This window comes from Geopseudomonas aromaticivorans (genome assembly GCF_019097855.1).
GTDB lineage: Bacteria > Pseudomonadota > Gammaproteobacteria > Pseudomonadales > Pseudomonadaceae > Geopseudomonas > Geopseudomonas aromaticivorans.
On the sequence record NZ_JAHRGL010000040.1, the window covers coordinates 167097 to 182191 of the forward strand.

Genomic DNA, 15095 nt, shown 5'->3' on the forward strand with positions numbered 1-15095 from the left:
TTCCTGTATCGAGGCCTTCGGCCATGGACCTGCTGCCCGCCTCCCTCTCCCTGCTGGACGCCGGTGTGCTGATCGTCACTGCCGCCTTCACCTCGCTGCTCACCGGCGCCATGGGCATCGGTGGCGGCGTCCTGCTGCTGGCGATCATGGCCGGCATTGTGCCGGCGGCGGCGCTGATTCCGGTGCACGGGCTGGTGCAGCTGGGCTCCAACAGCAACCGCGCCTGGATGACCCGCCAGCACATCGACCGCGGATTGCTCAGGCGCTTCGCCCTCGGCGCGCTGGGCGGGGCGCTGCTAGCCTCGCTGATCGTCGTCCAGCTGCCGCTGCAGTGGGTCCAGTTCAGCGTCGCCGCCTTCATCCTCTATCTGGTCTGGGGGCCCAAGCCGGGCCGGCACAGCCTCGGTGCCGCCGGGCAGTTGCTGGCCGGCGCGCTGACCACGCTGGTATCGATGTTCGTCGGCGCCACCGGCCCGCTGGTGGCCGGTTTCATCCATCGTCACGACATGGACAAGCTGGCGACCACCGCGACCTTCGCCGCCTGCATGAGCGCCCAGCACCTGCTGAAGATGGCGGTGTTCTCGGCGGTCGGCTTCGCCTTCTGGGACTGGCTGCCGCTGGTAGCGCTGATGATCCTCGCCGGCGCGGCCGGCAGCTGGCTCGGCCTCAGGCTGCTCGACCGGATTCCGGCGACGCACTTCAAGTCGGTCTTCCGTTGCATCGTGACCCTGCTGGCGTTGCGCCTGCTGTGGCAGGCGAGCGGTTTCTGAGCGGTGCGCGCCCGACGGGCGGCTATGCTGGAGGTGACGGCACCGCGTCACCCCGTCGCTGTGTGACGGTGCGCAGCAGCGGCTGAAGCAGGCAGCCACCGATCACGCCAGGAGGGCTCCATGCGTCGCGTCATTCGCAAGGTATTTCGCAACAAGGTGTTTGACCGCAAGGTGGTGCTGATCACCGGCGGCTGCGCGGGCATCGGCCGGGCGCTGGCGCTGCGCTTCGCCCAGGCCGGGGCGCGGCTGGTGCTGCTCGATCTCGACCAGGCGGCGCTGGACAGCCTGGCCCAGCACCTGGCCGACCATCACAACGCCCAGGTCCTGGCGCTGCGCTGCGACGTCGCCGACGCGCAGGCGGTGAGTGCGGCGGTGGCGCTGGCGGTGGAGCGCTTCGGCGGCATCGACGTGCTGGTCAACAATGCCGCCATCGCGCAGAGCAGCCCGTTCGCCGAGACCGAGCTGGCGGTGTTCCAGCGGGTGATGGCGGTCAACTTCTTCGGCGCGCTGCACTGCACCCAGGCGGCGCTGCCCAGCATCCGCGCCCGCCGCGGGCAGATCATCGTGCTCAGCTCGCTGTCCGGCTTCGCGCCGATGCTGCAGCGCAGCGCCTACAACGCCAGCAAGCACGCCCTGCACGGGCTGTTCGACACGCTGCGCCTGGAGCTGGCGGACAGCGGGGTCAACGTCATGCTGGTGTGCCCCGGCTTCACCGCCACCGACATCCGCAAGCACGCGCTGGTCGGCGATGGCTCGGTGACGCCGCAGCCGCTGCCGCTGGTCGGCAAGGTCTACTCGCCGCAGGACACCGCCGAGGCCATCTACCGCGCCGCGGTGCGACGCAAGCGTTTGCTGGTGCACTCCAACGTCAATTGGACCGCCCGGTTGCTGGCGCGCTTCTGCCCGCGGCTGTTCGAGCGGCTGCTGCTGCCGCGGCTGTCGGGATTGAAACCCTCGTAGGGGCGAACTCGTTCGCCAATGCGGCCATGTCAGGCGAATGAATTCGCCCCTTGGACAGGGATTGGCCGGATAATCGGCCATCCGCCACGCATCGAGAACTCCCGTTGAAGACCATCGCCCTGTTCGCCGATGTGCAGAACCTCTACTACACCGTGCGCCAGGCCCATGGCTGCCACTTCAACTACGCCGCGCTGTGGGCCGAGCTGGCGGCGCGTGGGAAGATCGTCGAGGCGTATGCCTACGCCATCGAGCGCGGCGATCCGCGCCAGCAGCAGTTCCAGCAGACCCTGCGCAAGCTCGGCTTCAGCGTGAAGCTCAAGCCGTACATCCAGCGCAGCGACGGCAGCGCCAAGGGCGACTGGGACGTCGGCATCACCATCGACGTGCTCGACGCGGCGGCGCGGGTCGACGAGGTGGTGCTGGCCTCCGGCGACGGCGACTTCGACCTGCTGCTCGAGCGCGTGCGCCGCGGCGGCACCGCGGCTACCGTGTACGGCGTGCCGGGGCTCACCGCGCAGTCGCTGGTGCGCGCCGCCGACCGCTACGTGCCGATCGAGGGCAGCCTGCTGCTGCGCGGCTGATCCTCCGGCAGACGCTGGGCATTGCAGGTAAACTGGCGCCCTGTTTTCCCTGCCGGTTGCCCTGTCATGACCTTCGCCTCCCTCGGCCTGATCGATCCGCTGCTGCGCGCGCTCGACGCCCTCGACTACAAAACGCCCACGCCGGTGCAGAGCCAGGCGATTCCCGCCGTGCTCAAGGGCCGCGACCTGATGGCGGCGGCGCAGACCGGCACCGGCAAGACCGCCGGCTTCGCCCTGCCGCTGCTGCAGCGCCTGAGCATGGCAGGGCAGGTGGCCCCTAACTCGGTGCGCGCGCTGATCCTGGTGCCGACCCGCGAGCTGGCCGAGCAGGTCCACGAGAGCTTCCGCGTCTACGGCCAGCACCTGCCGCTGCGCACCCTGGCGGCCTACGGCGGGGTGAGCATCAACCCGCAGATGATGCGCCTGCGCAAGGGCGTCGACGTGCTGGTGGCCACCCCCGGCCGCCTGCTCGACCTGTTCCGCCAGAACGCGGTGCGCTTCGAGCAGGTGGAGACCCTGGTGCTCGACGAAGCCGACCGCATGCTCGACCTGGGCTTTTCCCGCGAACTCAACGAGCTGTTCGCCATGCTGCCGCAGCGCCGGCAGACCCTGCTGTTCTCCGCCACCTTCTCGGAGACCATCCGCGAGCTGGCCAAGGTGCTGCTGCGCGACCCGCTGAGCATCGAGGTCAGCCCGCGCAACGCCGCGGCGCAGTCGGTCAAGCAGTGGCTGATCCCGGTGGACAAGAAGCGCAAGAGCGAGCTGTTCTGCCATCTGCTCAAGGCGCGGCGCTGGGGCCAGGTGCTGGTGTTCGTCAAGACCCGCAAGGGCGTCGACGAGCTGGTCGACGAGCTGCAGCGCCTCGGCGTCAGCAGCGACGCGATTCACGGCGACAAGCCGCAGCCGGCGCGCCTGCGCGCGCTGGAGCGCTTCAAGGCCGGCGAGGTGCAGGTGCTGGTGGCCACCGACGTGGCGGCGCGCGGCCTGGACATCGACGACCTGCCGCTGGTGGTCAACTTCGACCTGCCGATCGTCGCCGAGGACTACGTGCACCGCATCGGCCGCACCGGCCGCGCCGGCGCCAGCGGCGAGGCGCTGTCGCTGGTGTGCGCCGACGAGGTGCAGCTGCTCGCCGCCATCGAGCTGCTGATCCGCCAGCTGCTGCCGCGCCGCGACGAGCCGGACTTCATCCCCGACCACCGCGTGCCGCAGACCACCATCGACGGCCAGGTGGTGAAAAAGCCGAAGAAGCCGAAGAAGCCGAAGATCGAGCTGGGCAAGCCGGGCAAGCCGGGCAAGGCCGGCAAGCCGCTGGGCAACTGGATCGACAGCAGCGAGCCCAGGGTCAAGGCGGTGCGCAAGATGCCCAGCCTGGGCGGCGGCAAGCGCTCCGGCAAGAAGTAGTCGTCACGTCGCCGGCGGCTCGGCGGGCTGGGCCGCGTCGCTGCCGCAGGCGAAGCAGAAGCGCGCGAAGGCGCTCTTGCGCGTCTGGCAGTGCGTGCAGTGGTCGAACAGGCTGAGGCCGCAGTGCTGGCAGAAGTCGATCTGCGGGTTGTCCAGCTCGACCGGCCGCTCGCAGCCGGGGCAGACCTTCTTCGCCAGGCGCAGTAGCGAGGTGTCGTAGGAGATCTCCTTGCGCCGTTCGATATCGGGCTTGCTCTCGGCGGCCAGCTGGCGCTCGCGGTAGCGGTTGAACGAGACGATGGCCTGGCGGCCGACCAGCACGGTGATCACCACGCCGACGATGTTGCGCACATAGCCGCCGTAGCTCGGCAGATAGGGCACCAGCTCGACGAAGAACACGAACAGGGCGAAGTAGATGTAGCCCCAGACGAAGGGCCACCAGGTGCACTTGCGCTGGCGGGCGAACAGCCAGCCGGCGATCAGCAGCAGCGGCAGGGTGATCGCCAGGCGGATCAGGAACACCTTGAGTTCCTGCGAACTCTGCTCGCTATTCATCTTCTCATAGGCGTCGCTGCGCAATTCGTCGAGCTGGCGCTGCGCCCGCTGCTGCGCCTGCTGGGCGTCGAGCAGGTGCTGCTCCTCGGCTTCCACCGCGCTGCGCACGTCACGCTCGGCGAGCTTGAGGTGCTCCAGCGCCGCGGTGCGCTGAATCACCTCGTCATCGCGCGCGGACTGTTGGGTCACCTGGCGGCTGGCCAGCCAGGCGCTCAGGCTGTCGCGGGCGGTCTGGCTGTTCTGCCGCGCCGCCTCCAGCTTGAGGCGGCTCTGCTCCAGGGCGTCCAGGGCATCCTGGGCCAGGTTGCGCTGGCGCTTGAGCTCCTGCTCGATGCGCTTGCTGGCGTCGGCGTCGAGGAAATCCTCCACACTGAAGCGCTGCTCGACCAGCGGCAGATTCTTCACCACGGCGCTGCCGAGGTTGACCAGGAAACCGGCGAACACCACCGCCACCGCCCACAGGGCGATGCGGAAGAACTTCTCGGAGCGGCGTTGGGCCTTGTTCATGAGGGGAGCATCCTTTCTCGCGGGAGTGGCCTCAGCATAGCGCAGCGCGCCGGCGGGCAGGCTGACGCAGCCGGCACTTGCGGCGGTCGGGGAGATGAGCGCGCTTTGTCGTAGGGTGCGCCCTGCGCACCCCTTCGCGGCGTGGCTTGCCGGGCGCATGGCGCGATTGCCCAGGATTTGCCGCCGCCGCGGCTGCCCGGCGCCAGCGGATCGGCTATCCTCGCCGCTTGCGCTCCACTGGCCCAGGAATTGCGATGATCGTCAGCAAACTACCCAACGTCGGCACCACCATCTTCACCACCATGTCCCAGCTCGCCGCGCAGACTGGCGCGCTCAACCTGTCGCAGGGCTTCCCCGACTTCGACGGCCCGCAGGCGCTGCGCGAAGCGGTCGGCCGCCACGTGATGGCCGGGCACAACCAGTACGCGCCGATGACCGGCCTGCCGGCCCTGCGCGAGCAGGTGGCGGCGAAGATCGCCCGCAGCTACGGCCGCAGCGTGGACATGGACAGCGAGGTGACCATCACCCCCGGCGCCACCGAGGCGATCTTCTGTGCGGTGCAGGCGCTGGTGCGTCCGGGCGACGAGGTAATCGTCTTCGATCCCTGCTACGACAGTTACGAGCCCTCGGTGGAGCTGGCCGGCGGACGTTGCGTGCACGTGCCGCTGGCGCTGCCGGATTTCGCCATCGACTGGCAGCGCCTGCAGGACGCGATCAGCCCGCGCACCCGGCTGATCATCCTCAACAGCCCGCACAACCCCAGCGGCGCGCTGATTTCCTCCGCCGAGCTGGCCCAGCTGGCGGCGCTGATCCGCGAGCGCGAGATCTACCTGATCAGCGACGAGGTCTACGAGCACCTGGTGTTCGACGGTGTTCAGCACGCCAGCGTGCTGGCCCACGAGGAGCTGTACCAGCGCGCCTTCGTGGTCAGCTCGTTCGGCAAGACCTACCACGTCACCGGCTGGAAGACCGGCTACGTGGTGGCGCCGCCACATCTGTCCGCCGAGCTGCGCAAGGTCCACCAGTTCGTCACCTTCTGCGGCATCACCCCGCTGCAGTGGGCGCTGGCCGACTACATGACCGCCCATCCCGAGCACGTCGCCGAGCTGCCGGCCTTCTACCAGGCCAAGCGCGACCTGTTCTGCGACCTGCTGCAGGGCTCGCGCTTCGCCTTCAAGCGCACCCCCGGCACCTACTTCCAGCTGGCCGACTACTCGGCGATCCGCGACGACCTCGACGACGTGGACATGTCGCTGTGGCTGACCCGCGAGCACGGCGTGGCGACCATCCCGGTGTCGGTGTTCTACCAGGAAGCGCCCAAGGACCTGCGCCTGGTGCGCTTCTGCTTCGCCAAGCGCGAGGACACCCTGCGCCAGGCCGCCGACAAGCTGTGCCGGGTGTGAGTGTCAGTAGGGTGCGCCGTGCGCACCACGGGCCAATGGTGCGCGCGGCGCACCCTACGGCTGGCGCGGCATGCGCCATGATCTGGATTTCGGAGACTTCCCATGCGTGACCTGACCGCCTTGCCCGACCTCAAGCTGGCCCTGGTGCAGACCGCCCCGGTCTGGCAGGACCCGGCCGCCAACCATGCCCACTTCGCCCGCCTGCTGGATCAGGCCGAGGGCGCCGACCTGGTGATCCTCCCGGAGATGTTCAGCACCGGCTTCTCCATGGACGCCGCGGCGCTCGCCGAAGAGGAAAACGGCCCGAGCCGCGCCTGGCTGCTGGCCCAGGCCGCACGCCTCAACGCGGTGGTGGTCGGCAGCGTGATCACCCGCGCCAGCGACGGCAGCTACCGCAACCGCCTGTACTGGGCACGCCCGGACGGCAGCTGCGCCCACTACGACAAGCGCCACCTGTTCCGCATGGCCGGCGAGCACGAGCACTACGCTGCCGGCGAGGAGCGCGTGCTGCTCGAGCTGAAGGGCTGGCAGGTGCGCCCGCTGGTCTGCTACGACCTGCGCTTCCCGGTGTGGAGTCGCGACCCGCACGACACCGACCTGCTGCTGTACATTGCCAGCTGGCCGGCGGCGCGGCGCAACCCGTGGAATCGCCTGCTGCCGGCGCGCGGCATCGAGAACCTCTGCTACGTGGCAGCGGTCAACCGCATCGGCACCGACGGCAACGGCTACCCGCATGCCGGCGACAGCCAGGCGCTGGATTTCCAGGGAGACACGCTGCTGGCGGCGGGCGAGGTCGAGGGCGTGTTCCATGTGACCCTGTCGGCGCAGGCGCTAGCCAAGTTCCGCACGCGCTTCCCGGCTTGGCGCGATGCTGATGCGTTCGAGTTGAAAACCTGAACCCGGAGGTTGCGTAGCGCGTAGGGTGGCCATCCACCCTACATCGGCGAGTCCCTGTCCTCCCTGACCAGATACGCCTGCTTGTGCCCGCGCGCTTCAAAGGCGCGCATCTCCGCCTCGGCCTCGCTACGTGTGGCGAAGCGGCGCATCTCCACCTCGTTGCCGTTGTCGTCGATGCGGTAGAGTACCCAGCACCGCTCGTCGGTCCTCGCTGCGTTCATCTGCGGCCCCTCGCGGCTACCTGTCCGTAGCATGGCTCATTTAGTGCTCAGCAGGTCCAGCAGATCGAGGAACAGGTTGATGACGTCCAGATAGATGCTGATGGCCAATGACATGGCTGTTTCCCAAGAGTTGGCAGCCTCTTCTCGGTTGAGTCGACTGAGCTTGTGGAAGTCGTGGAGCAGATAGCCGGTGAACACGGCGATGCCCATCAGCGCGACGAGGCGGCGCAGCCAGCCGCCGATGGCAACGAACAGGCGGAATATGCCGATGGCGATGAGCAACAACAGAGCATTGAAGAGGGGCTCGCGCAATGGAGAGAAGTCAATGCCCGAGCGGCTGCCGACCAGTCCGGCGGCGAGAGTGATCAGCGCGGTCAGGCCCAGCACCCGGCCGCCAAGGTTCTCGTCCACCGAGACCAGGCACAAGGCCAGCGACAGCCCGCCCAGCACCGACCAGAGACTGAACAGCGGTATGCCGTAGCTGAGGTCGTGGCGAGCGAAGAACAGCAGAATCAGGAATGCTCCGAAATTCAGTGACAGCAGGGCGTAGAACCAGGGTTTGACGTAGTACCAGTCGAGATGGAGGTCGAGTTTGCCGTCCATGCCGATGCTGCCGCCGACCCAGCGAGACTGGGCGTGGTACTGGCGGCGCAGCAGGCCGATAAGGATCAGGGTGCTGAGCCAGGTCAGCGCGAGCTGACTACCGAGAATAAGGAAGGTCTTTTCGTACAGCGTCAGGGCGTCCATGGTGTCTTCTGCGTCCGTGCAATACCCGCCGGTCCGTGTGTGGCGGGTGGGGTGGCCAACTTACTGCAGCGCTCCGTCATGCGTCTATCGTCTAGGGGATCTGTGAGGAGGGACTGTCATGAAAACCGAACTGCCGCTGGCGGAGGTCTACGCCATCCTCGAACCTGGTCCGGTGCTGCTGGTCAGCACCGCGCAGGACGGTCGGGCCAACGTGATGCCGATGTCCTGGCACACGATGATGGAGTTCGAGCCGCCGCTGGTCGGCTGCGTGCTCAGCGCGGCCAACCATTCCTTCAAGGCTCTGGAGGCGACCGGCGAGTGCGTGCTCAACGTGCCGAGCGCCGAGCTGCTCGACCAGTTGGTGGGATGCGGCAACAGCCACGGCGATCAGGTCGACAAGTTCGCCCGCTTCGGCCTCACCGCGGTGCCCTCGGCGCAGGTCGCCGTGCCGCGGGTGGAGGAGTGCTGGGCCAACCTTGAGTGCCGGGTGGTGGACCGCCAGCTGGTCGGCAGCTACAACTTCTTCGTCCTCGAGGTCGTGCAGGCCTGGCGCGACCCGGCGGCGACGGCGCCGCGCACCCTGCACCACCGCGGCTACGGCAAGTTCATGCGGGCGGGCGAGGAGATACAGACCGGCTCGGCGATGCGTTAGCGGCTTCGCCAGCGCCATATCACCCAGCCGTAGATCAGCAGGTTGCTCAGCACCACCACGGCCGCCAGCACGTACTGCACCGGCAGGGTCAGCCAGTCGGGGTAGAGTAGCGGCAACAAGTAGTGCTCGACGAAGCCCTCGCTGTAACCGGCTTCGCCGGCGCGTAGGCGCAGCTGCTGCTCCCAGGCAGTGAGCGGGCAGCCGCGGCCGGTAAGTTCGACGAAGATCGCCCAGGCGGCCGTCGGCAGCTGCAGCAGCAGGATGCCGCGCTTCCACAGCACCAGCAGCCCGCCGAGCAGGCCGAACAGCACGAAGCCCAAGTGCAGAACCAGCAGGGCGTCGGCGGCGAGGCGGTAGGGCATGGCTGCGCCTAGTGCGCCCTGGCGTAGTCGAGCATGCCCTGGAAGTCGACCACCACCGCCGGCTCGTCGCCGACCACCCAGGCGTCGTGGCCGGAGGGCAGCAGCGATACGTCGCCCGGCCCGCAGTCGAATTCGCTGCCGTCGTCCATCACGATGTGCAGCACGCCGGATACGTGGTACTGGAAGTGTGGCGCCTCGCAGCTCCTGGTCTTGGCGATTGGTTGCACCGAGGTGACCCAGCGCCAACCGGGCTCGAAGGTGGCGCGGCCGACCGTGGCGCCGCCGATGGTGACCAGCTCCAGCCGACCCTTGGGAAACTCCCGGACCTCGTCCGGTGTGCCGAAATGCTTGAATTCTGCCGTGCCCATCACCCACCTCCGGCATGCCGCCAAACAGAGGCCGGTCGCCCGTGCGGCCGGGTCAACAGTGCAAGGTTAGGTCAGCCATGGCGGCAGGCGCGGATGGTCGGACGTGCGGCGCTACGCCAGACCGAGCCGCTCGCGTGCCGGGCGCAGGTGCGGCAGCGGCCAGGCGGCGGCGATGGTCGCCAGCAGCAGGGCGACGCCGAGCAGCGGCAGGTTGGCCAGGCCGAACTGGGCGCCCAGCCACAGGCCGCCGAACCAGGCGCCGCTGGCGTTACCGAGGTTGAAGGCGGCGTGGCTGAGGGTGGCGGCCAGGCCCGCCGAGTCGCCGGCCTGTTCCACCAGCAGCAACTGCAGCGGCGAGGAGATGGCGAAGCTGGCCATGCCCCAGCACAGCAGCAGGGCCATGGTCGTCGGCGTGGTGTCGATGAAGGCGAACAGGCCGAGCAGGGCCAGGGCGCTGCAGCCCATCGCCAGCGGCACGGCATGGCGGATGCCGCGGTCGGCCAGGCGGCCGCCGAGCAGGTTGCCGAGGGTCAGGCCGACGCCGAACACCAAGAGGCCGGTGTTGCTCAGGTTGGCCGACATGCCGCCGCTGTCGCGCAGCAGCGGGCTGATGTAGGTGAACACGCTGAACAGCGCCACCGAGGACAGGCAGCACACTGCCAGTGCATGCAGTACCGGGCGGCGTAGCACGCCGCTCCAGGCGCCGCCGCCGTGGCGCGGCGCCTCCTGCCGGCGCGGCAGCCACAGCAGTTGGGCGAGCAGGGTGCAGGCGCCGAAGCCGGCGACGGCGAAGAAGGTCATCCGCCAGCTGCTGGCTTGGCCGAACCAGGCGCCCAGCGGCACGCCGAGCACGTTGGCGATGGTCAGGCCGCTGAGCACCAGGGCCATGGCCGAGGCGCGGCGATGCGGCGGGGCAAGCTCGGCGGCGAGCAGGGTGGCACAGCCGAAGAAGCCGGCATGGCTGATGGCGGTGAACAGCCGCGCGGCGACCAGCCAGGCGTAGTCCGGCGCCAGCGCGCAGCCCAGATTGCCCAGGCTGTAGGCGCCCATCAGCCACATCAATGCCTGCTTGCGCGGCAGGCGGCCGAGCAGCGGGCCGAGCAGCGGCGCACCGACCACCACGCCCATGGCATAGGCGCTGACCAAGAGGCCGGCATCGGCCAGGCTGACGCCCAGGTCGTTGGCCACCTCGGGCAGCAGTCCCATGATGATGTATTCGCTGCTGCCGACCACGAAGCCGCCGAGGGCGAGGGCCAGCAGGGGAAGAGACAGCAGGGTTGAGGCGGGCATGAGGCGGGGGATTCTCGGGAGTGGTGCCTGGGCGGCAGGTGACGCGGGGGCGCATTCTAGCGCGGTACGTCGGGGCTAGGGGGAGCGTAGGGTGGGTTAGCCGCATAGCGGCGAAACCCACCAACCAGTCCGCAGGGCTGGCATGCCTGAACGGTGCGACCTGCCGGTCGCAATGGTGGGTTACGGCCTGCGGCCTAACCCACCCTACGGTCTGCGTGTTCCAGCTTGGCGATCTGCCGGTCCTGCAGCCGGCTCAGGCCGAGCAATCCGGCGCTGGCGCCGAGCAGCGCCCAGAACATGTCGGACTGAGTATCCCAGGGGTCGCCCTGGGTGCCGAGGAAGTCGACGGCGCCGCCGCCGGCGAGCAGCGCCACCCACCACTCGATCAGCTCGTAGACGGCGCTGATGGTCATCGCCACGCAGAGAGACAGGAAGGCCAGCATGCGCCCGGCGGTGACGAAGCGGCCGCGCAGGAGGATCTCGCGGGCGATCAGCGCCGGCACCAGGCCCTGCATGAAGTGGCCGAGCTTGTCGTAGGGGTTGCGCGCAAGCTCCAGCAGCTCCTGCACCCAGAAGCCCGCCGGTACCCGCGCGTAGGTGTAGGCGCCGCCGAGAATCAGCACCAGGCAGTGCAGGGCGATCAGCAGGTAGAGCAGGGTGGTCAGCGGGAAGCGCCGGGCGGTGGCGAGCAGCAGCGGCGCGGCGATCAGCACCGGCGAGACTTCCAGCCACCAGGTGGCGCGGTCGTAGGGCGCGATGCCGGAGACGATCAGCGCGGCCAGTACCGTCAGGCCCAGTGCTCCATACAGGCGCGTGTGCGGCATGGCCGTCTCCGTGTGTCAGGTCGGCACCACCTTACCCCGCGTGCCGGCGCGGCGTCCACGGGCCTGCCGATCGTCGTAGGGTGCGCCATGCGCACCATTCGACGCTGCCGTTGCGCAGTGGTGCGCACGGCGCACCCTACGCGGTGTCCTCAGTTGTAGGCCAGCTGTTTCGCGCGAGGTGCGCAGCGCTTGAGGTCCACCGTGCCGACATGGGGATTGGCGTTGCCCTGCACGCAGGCGATGCGCTGGTTGCGCTGGCGCTCCCAGGCGCTGACCGGATACTGGCGGTTCCAGATGTCGTACAGGCGTTGGTCCTGCTTGGACAGGCGCAGCTGGTAGCGCTCGCTCATGTACAGGTAGATGCGCGCGATGGCGCCGCGGCTGGACTCCGCGGGCATGGCGGTGCGCTGCTTGAAGTCGACCACGAAGGGGCAGGCGCCGTACTGGGTGGGCTTGGCCGTGAGCATGCCGAAGCCGAAGTTGCTGCGGTCGCCGTTGACCTCGCCGACCACCGGCACCAGGTTGTGCAGGTCGGCCTCGGCCTTGCTGAATACCGCGTCGTTGCTGGTGCAATTCTTGCGCCCGCCCTGCTGCCAGCACTGGCGCTGATGGCCGATCACCCAGGCCGGCACCACATGTTCCCACTCGATGCGCCCGGCGCGGTTGGCGTTCTTGCGCGGCTGGTAGCCGCAGCTGTCGAGGTCGACGCGATTGCCCTGGTAGGCGCAGCCGCAATAGAAGTCCACCGGGTTGTCGGCATACAGCTTCCAGGCGACCTTCTTGGCTTCGCGGAAGGTGCGTGGGGCTTCGGCGTGGACGGACAGGCAGGGGATGACGACGAGGAGCAGGGCAAGCAGGGCGCGCATGGAGATCTCGACAACGAACTGAGAGGAGCATCCATGCGGTTGCCGGCGATTCTACCGCGCCGTGCTGAAAAGTCAGTCAAAACAAGTGGTTGCGAGAAGTTTCGAGGCCGAAGGCGGGGTTTTGGCCGCTCCACAATGAACAACGCCCCGGACCTTGCGGGCCGGGGCGTGCGGGGTAGCGCTCAGGTCAGGCTCAGGCCGCCTGCGCCTCGCTCTGGCGCAGGGCGCGGTTCAGCGCGCTGAACAGGGCGCGGAAGCTGGCGGTGGTCAGGTTGGCGTCGATGCCGACGCCGTGCAGCGGGCGGCCGCCGTCGACGCGCAGCTCCAGGTAGGCCGCGGCCTTGGCGTTGCTGCCGGCGCCGATGGCGTGCTCGCTGTAGTCCATCACCTCGACGGCGACCGGCAGGGCGGCGACCAGCGCCTCCAGCGGACCGTTGCCGGTGCCGCGCAGCTGCTGCACGGCGCCGCCTTGCTCAATCTCCACTTCCACGCTGGTGACGCCATTCTCTTCCTGCAGGCGATGGCCCTTGAGGCTGTAGGTCGCCGGACCCTGCAGGTATTCCTCGACCAGCAGGTCGTAGATCTGCCGGGCGCTCATCTCCAGGCCGTGGCGGTCGGTCTCGCGCTGCACCACCTGGCTGAACTCGATCTGCATGCGCCGCGGCAGGCTGATGCCGTATTCCTGCTCGAGCAGGTAGGTGATGCCGCCCTTGCCGGACTGGCTGTTGACGCGGATCACCGCCTCGTAGCTGCGGCCGATGTCGGCCGGGTCGATCGGCAGGTAGGGGACTTCCCAGATGCCGTCCGGGTCCTGCTGGGCGAAGCCCTTGCGGATCGCGTCCTGGTGCGAGCCGGAGAAGGCGGTGTGCACCAGGTCGCCGACGTAGGGATGACGCGGGTGCACCGGCAGCTGGTTGCACTCCTCGACCACCTTGCGCACGCCGTCGATGTCGGAGAAGTCCAGTTGCGGGTCGACGCCCTGGGTGTACATGTTCAGCGCCACGGTGACCAGATCGACGTTGCCAGTGCGCTCGCCGTTGCCGAACAGGCAGCCTTCCACGCGGTCGGCACCGGCCATCAGGCCCAGCTCGGTGGCGGCCACGCCAGTGCCGCGGTCGTTGTGGGTGTGCAGGCTGATCAGCACGCTGTCGCGACGGTCGATGTGGCGGCCGAACCACTCGATCTGGTCGGCGTAGACGTTCGGCGTGGCCGCCTCGATGGTCGCCGGCAGGTTGAGGATCAGCTTTTGCTGCGGGGTCGGCTGGAACACGCCGATCACCGCGTTGCACACCTCGACGGCGAACGGCGTTTCGGTGGAGCTGAACACCTCGGGCGAGTACTCGAAGCGCCAGTCGGTTTCCGGGTACTGCGCGGCCTGGCGCTTGATGATCTGCGCCGCGTTGATGGCGATCTGGGTCACGCCGGCCTTGTCCTGATGGAAGACAATCTTGCGAAAGCTCGGCGCGGTGGCGTTGTAGTAGTGGACGATGGCCTTCTTGGCGCCCTTGAGCGACTCGAAGGTACGAGTGATCAGGTCTTCGCGGGCCTGGGTGAGCACCTGGATGGTGGTGTCGTCCGGGATGTGGCCGCCCTCGATCAGGGTGCGCACGAAGTCGAAGTCGGTCTGCGAGGCGGACGGGAAGCCCACCTCGATTTCCTTGACGCCGACCTGCACCAGGATCTGGAACATGCGCAGCTTCTTGTCGGCATCCATCGGCTCGATCAGCGACTGGTTGCCGTCGCGCAGGTCGGAACTCAGCCAGATCGGCGCCTGGGTGATGGTCTTCGACGGCCAGGTGCGGTCGGCGATGTCGATCTGCGGGAAGGCGCGGTATTTCTTCGACGGATCTTTGAGCATGGGCATGGCGAATTCCTGGAAACGGTGGCCGCAGGGCGGCGGGCAAGAGGGGTGAACGGCGCCGCTTCAGCCCCGCAGTCGCGGACTGACCAGGTGTTGGCACTGGTATTGCCATTGCAGGATGAGGGTGTGGGCAGTGTTCATGGCGCAAACCCTAGCTTTCACTGCGCATGAATGGCAAGCATTGTTGAAAAATTGGCATATTTCACCTTTGATGGTTTTTGTGCGCTGTTAAATTTCGTTTTTGTCGCAAATTCGTTGGTTGTCTTGCGCGGCAGTTTTGCGCGGCTGGCGCGGGCCCGGCGCCGAGCAGGAGGGCTGTGCGGCCCCGTGTCGCACTAGGTTGCCGGCGCGGCACTGTGCGATCATCCCGCCCGTTCATCGCAGCGGCTGGCTGCGCAATTCTTTCCAGGGAGGCGGCATCGGGTGATTCGGCAAGGGCGCATGCGTCTGGCTGCCTGGCTTGGCCTGTTCGCCATGCTCATGGCGTTCGCCGGTCCGCTGTACTCGCAGCTGCGGGCGCTGGACAGCCTGCGGCTGTCGCTGGCCATCGACCTCGAGACGCTGCACTGTGCTGCCGAACAGCAGTCCCTGTCCGGCGCTCCTCTTGACCAGCAGAGCCCGGCCGAGTGGGTGCAGAGCCTCGAACAATGCGGCTACTGCAACCTGCTGGCGCATACCCCGTCGCTGCCGCCGAGCCTGCAGCTGGCCCTGCCGGCGCCTTCCAGCCACGTTCACCAGTACCTGCCGCCGAGCGAGAGCCTGCCCCAGGCCCCGCCGGCCAGCCAGCAAGCGCGCGCGCCCCCCGCTCTCCACGCCTGAACCCGTCC

The 15095-nt window shown here is 68.3% G+C and carries 17 protein-coding genes; 8 read left to right on the top strand and 9 right to left on the bottom strand.

Annotation, left to right across the window (positions count from 1 at the left end; translation table 11 throughout):
* Positions 1-23: 23 nt before the first annotated feature.
* The 4 genes from KRX52_RS14075 (at position 24) to rhlE1 (ending at position 3715) form a co-directional block, all read left to right on the top strand.
* On the top strand, positions 24-770 hold the full coding sequence (locus tag KRX52_RS14075; RefSeq protein WP_217682344.1) for a sulfite exporter TauE/SafE family protein: 747 nt from the start codon (positions 24-26) through the stop codon (positions 768-770).
* A gap of 120 nt (positions 771-890) precedes the next feature.
* Positions 891-1730 carry an SDR family oxidoreductase gene (locus tag KRX52_RS14080; protein WP_217682345.1) on the top strand — a complete coding sequence of 280 codons (840 nt, stop codon included), beginning with the start codon at positions 891-893 and terminating at the stop codon, positions 1728-1730.
* Between the two features lie 104 nt (positions 1731-1834).
* Complete coding sequence (locus KRX52_RS14085) at positions 1835-2311, top strand: LabA-like NYN domain-containing protein (protein WP_217682346.1); 477 nt, start codon at positions 1835-1837, stop codon at positions 2309-2311.
* Positions 2312-2377: 66 nt separating this feature from the next.
* On the top strand, positions 2378-3715 hold the full coding sequence (gene rhlE1, locus KRX52_RS14090) for an RNA helicase RhlE1 (RefSeq protein ID WP_217682347.1): 1338 nt from the start codon (positions 2378-2380) through the stop codon (positions 3713-3715).
* Positions 3716-3718: 3 nt separating this feature from the next.
* Here the strand turns inward: rhlE1 and KRX52_RS14095 are convergent, their stop codons facing one another.
* Positions 3719-4777, bottom strand: coding sequence for a double zinc ribbon domain-containing protein (locus tag KRX52_RS14095; RefSeq protein ID WP_217682348.1), 1059 nt, complete (start codon positions 4775-4777; stop codon positions 3719-3721).
* Positions 4778-5031: 254 nt separating this feature from the next.
* Between KRX52_RS14095 and KRX52_RS14100 the strand changes: the two genes are divergently transcribed.
* Both KRX52_RS14100 and KRX52_RS14105 read left to right on the top strand, forming a co-directional pair.
* Positions 5032-6180, top strand: a complete 1149-nt coding sequence (locus KRX52_RS14100; protein WP_217682349.1) for a pyridoxal phosphate-dependent aminotransferase — start codon at positions 5032-5034, stop codon at positions 6178-6180.
* 102 nt (positions 6181-6282) lie between these two features.
* Complete coding sequence (locus KRX52_RS14105; protein ID WP_217682350.1) at positions 6283-7077, top strand: amidohydrolase; 795 nt, start codon at positions 6283-6285, stop codon at positions 7075-7077.
* A 38-nt stretch (positions 7078-7115) separates the two neighbouring features.
* Here the strand turns inward: KRX52_RS14105 and KRX52_RS14110 are convergent, their stop codons facing one another.
* Both KRX52_RS14110 and KRX52_RS14115 read right to left on the bottom strand, forming a co-directional pair.
* A complete protein-coding gene (locus tag KRX52_RS14110) occupies positions 7116-7298 on the bottom strand; it encodes a hypothetical protein (protein ID WP_217682351.1) in 183 nt (60 codons plus the stop codon).
* 36 nt (positions 7299-7334) lie between these two features.
* On the bottom strand, positions 7335-8045 hold the full coding sequence (locus KRX52_RS14115) for a Bax inhibitor-1 family protein (RefSeq protein ID WP_217682352.1): 711 nt from the start codon (positions 8043-8045) through the stop codon (positions 7335-7337).
* A gap of 118 nt (positions 8046-8163) precedes the next feature.
* Between KRX52_RS14115 and KRX52_RS14120 the strand changes: the two genes are divergently transcribed.
* Entirely contained in the window at positions 8164-8697 is a 534-nt protein-coding gene (locus tag KRX52_RS14120; RefSeq protein WP_217682353.1) for a flavin reductase family protein, read from the top strand.
* Here the strand turns inward: KRX52_RS14120 and KRX52_RS14125 are convergent.
* From KRX52_RS14125 to leuA, 6 genes are all read right to left on the bottom strand, one after another.
* Positions 8694-9059 carry a DUF2784 domain-containing protein gene (locus KRX52_RS14125; RefSeq protein WP_217682354.1) on the bottom strand — a complete coding sequence of 122 codons (366 nt, stop codon included), beginning with the start codon at positions 9057-9059 and terminating at the stop codon, positions 8694-8696. The two genes, KRX52_RS14120 and KRX52_RS14125, sit on opposite strands and share 4 nt — an antisense overlap.
* An 8-nt stretch (positions 9060-9067) precedes the next feature.
* Positions 9068-9427 (bottom strand): cupin domain-containing protein, encoded by a 360-nt coding sequence (locus KRX52_RS14130; protein WP_217682355.1) that lies wholly within the window; start codon positions 9425-9427, stop codon positions 9068-9070.
* A 111-nt stretch (positions 9428-9538) separates the two neighbouring features.
* On the bottom strand, positions 9539-10717 hold the full coding sequence (locus tag KRX52_RS14135; RefSeq protein ID WP_217682356.1) for an MFS transporter: 1179 nt from the start codon (positions 10715-10717) through the stop codon (positions 9539-9541).
* A 194-nt stretch (positions 10718-10911) separates the two neighbouring features.
* Entirely contained in the window at positions 10912-11541 is a 630-nt protein-coding gene (locus KRX52_RS14140) for a DUF2238 domain-containing protein (RefSeq protein WP_217682357.1), read from the bottom strand.
* Positions 11542-11690: 149 nt separating this feature from the next.
* Positions 11691-12407, bottom strand: a complete 717-nt coding sequence (locus tag KRX52_RS14145; protein WP_217682358.1) for an endonuclease — start codon at positions 12405-12407, stop codon at positions 11691-11693.
* A 193-nt stretch (positions 12408-12600) separates the two neighbouring features.
* Positions 12601-14271 carry a 2-isopropylmalate synthase gene (gene leuA / locus KRX52_RS14150; RefSeq protein ID WP_217682359.1) on the bottom strand — a complete coding sequence of 557 codons (1671 nt, stop codon included), beginning with the start codon at positions 14269-14271 and terminating at the stop codon, positions 12601-12603.
* Positions 14272-14709: 438 nt separating this feature from the next.
* On the opposite strand from leuA, the gene KRX52_RS14155 reads away from it, so the two are divergent.
* Positions 14710-15087 carry a DUF2946 domain-containing protein gene (locus KRX52_RS14155; protein WP_217682360.1) on the top strand — a complete coding sequence of 126 codons (378 nt, stop codon included), beginning with the start codon at positions 14710-14712 and terminating at the stop codon, positions 15085-15087.
* Positions 15088-15095: the final 8 nt, after the last annotated feature.

Coding starts and splice junctions, on each gene's coding strand:
- KRX52_RS14105 (WP_217682350.1), top strand. CDS start 6,283: ATGCGTGACCTGACCGCCTTGCCCGACCTCAAGCTGGCCCTGGTGCAG.
- KRX52_RS14145 (WP_217682358.1), bottom strand. CDS start 12,407: ATGCGCGCCCTGCTTGCCCTGCTCCTCGTCGTCATCCCCTGCCTGTCC.
- rhlE1 (WP_217682347.1), top strand. CDS start 2,378: ATGACCTTCGCCTCCCTCGGCCTGATCGATCCGCTGCTGCGCGCGCTC.
- KRX52_RS14155 (WP_217682360.1), top strand. CDS start 14,710: ATGCGTCTGGCTGCCTGGCTTGGCCTGTTCGCCATGCTCATGGCGTTC.
- KRX52_RS14125 (WP_217682354.1), bottom strand. CDS start 9,059: ATGCCCTACCGCCTCGCCGCCGACGCCCTGCTGGTTCTGCACTTGGGC.
- KRX52_RS14140 (WP_217682357.1), bottom strand. CDS start 11,541: ATGCCGCACACGCGCCTGTATGGAGCACTGGGCCTGACGGTACTGGCC.
- KRX52_RS14115 (WP_217682352.1), bottom strand. CDS start 8,045: ATGGACGCCCTGACGCTGTACGAAAAGACCTTCCTTATTCTCGGTAGT.
- KRX52_RS14075 (WP_217682344.1), top strand. CDS start 24: ATGGACCTGCTGCCCGCCTCCCTCTCCCTGCTGGACGCCGGTGTGCTG.
- KRX52_RS14130 (WP_217682355.1), bottom strand. CDS start 9,427: ATGGGCACGGCAGAATTCAAGCATTTCGGCACACCGGACGAGGTCCGG.
- KRX52_RS14135 (WP_217682356.1), bottom strand. CDS start 10,717: ATGCCCGCCTCAACCCTGCTGTCTCTTCCCCTGCTGGCCCTCGCCCTC.
- KRX52_RS14110 (WP_217682351.1), bottom strand. CDS start 7,298: ATGAACGCAGCGAGGACCGACGAGCGGTGCTGGGTACTCTACCGCATC.
- KRX52_RS14120 (WP_217682353.1), top strand. CDS start 8,164: ATGAAAACCGAACTGCCGCTGGCGGAGGTCTACGCCATCCTCGAACCT.
- leuA (WP_217682359.1), bottom strand. CDS start 14,271: ATGCCCATGCTCAAAGATCCGTCGAAGAAATACCGCGCCTTCCCGCAG.
- KRX52_RS14100 (WP_217682349.1), top strand. CDS start 5,032: ATGATCGTCAGCAAACTACCCAACGTCGGCACCACCATCTTCACCACC.
- KRX52_RS14080 (WP_217682345.1), top strand. CDS start 891: ATGCGTCGCGTCATTCGCAAGGTATTTCGCAACAAGGTGTTTGACCGC.
- KRX52_RS14095 (WP_217682348.1), bottom strand. CDS start 4,777: ATGAACAAGGCCCAACGCCGCTCCGAGAAGTTCTTCCGCATCGCCCTG.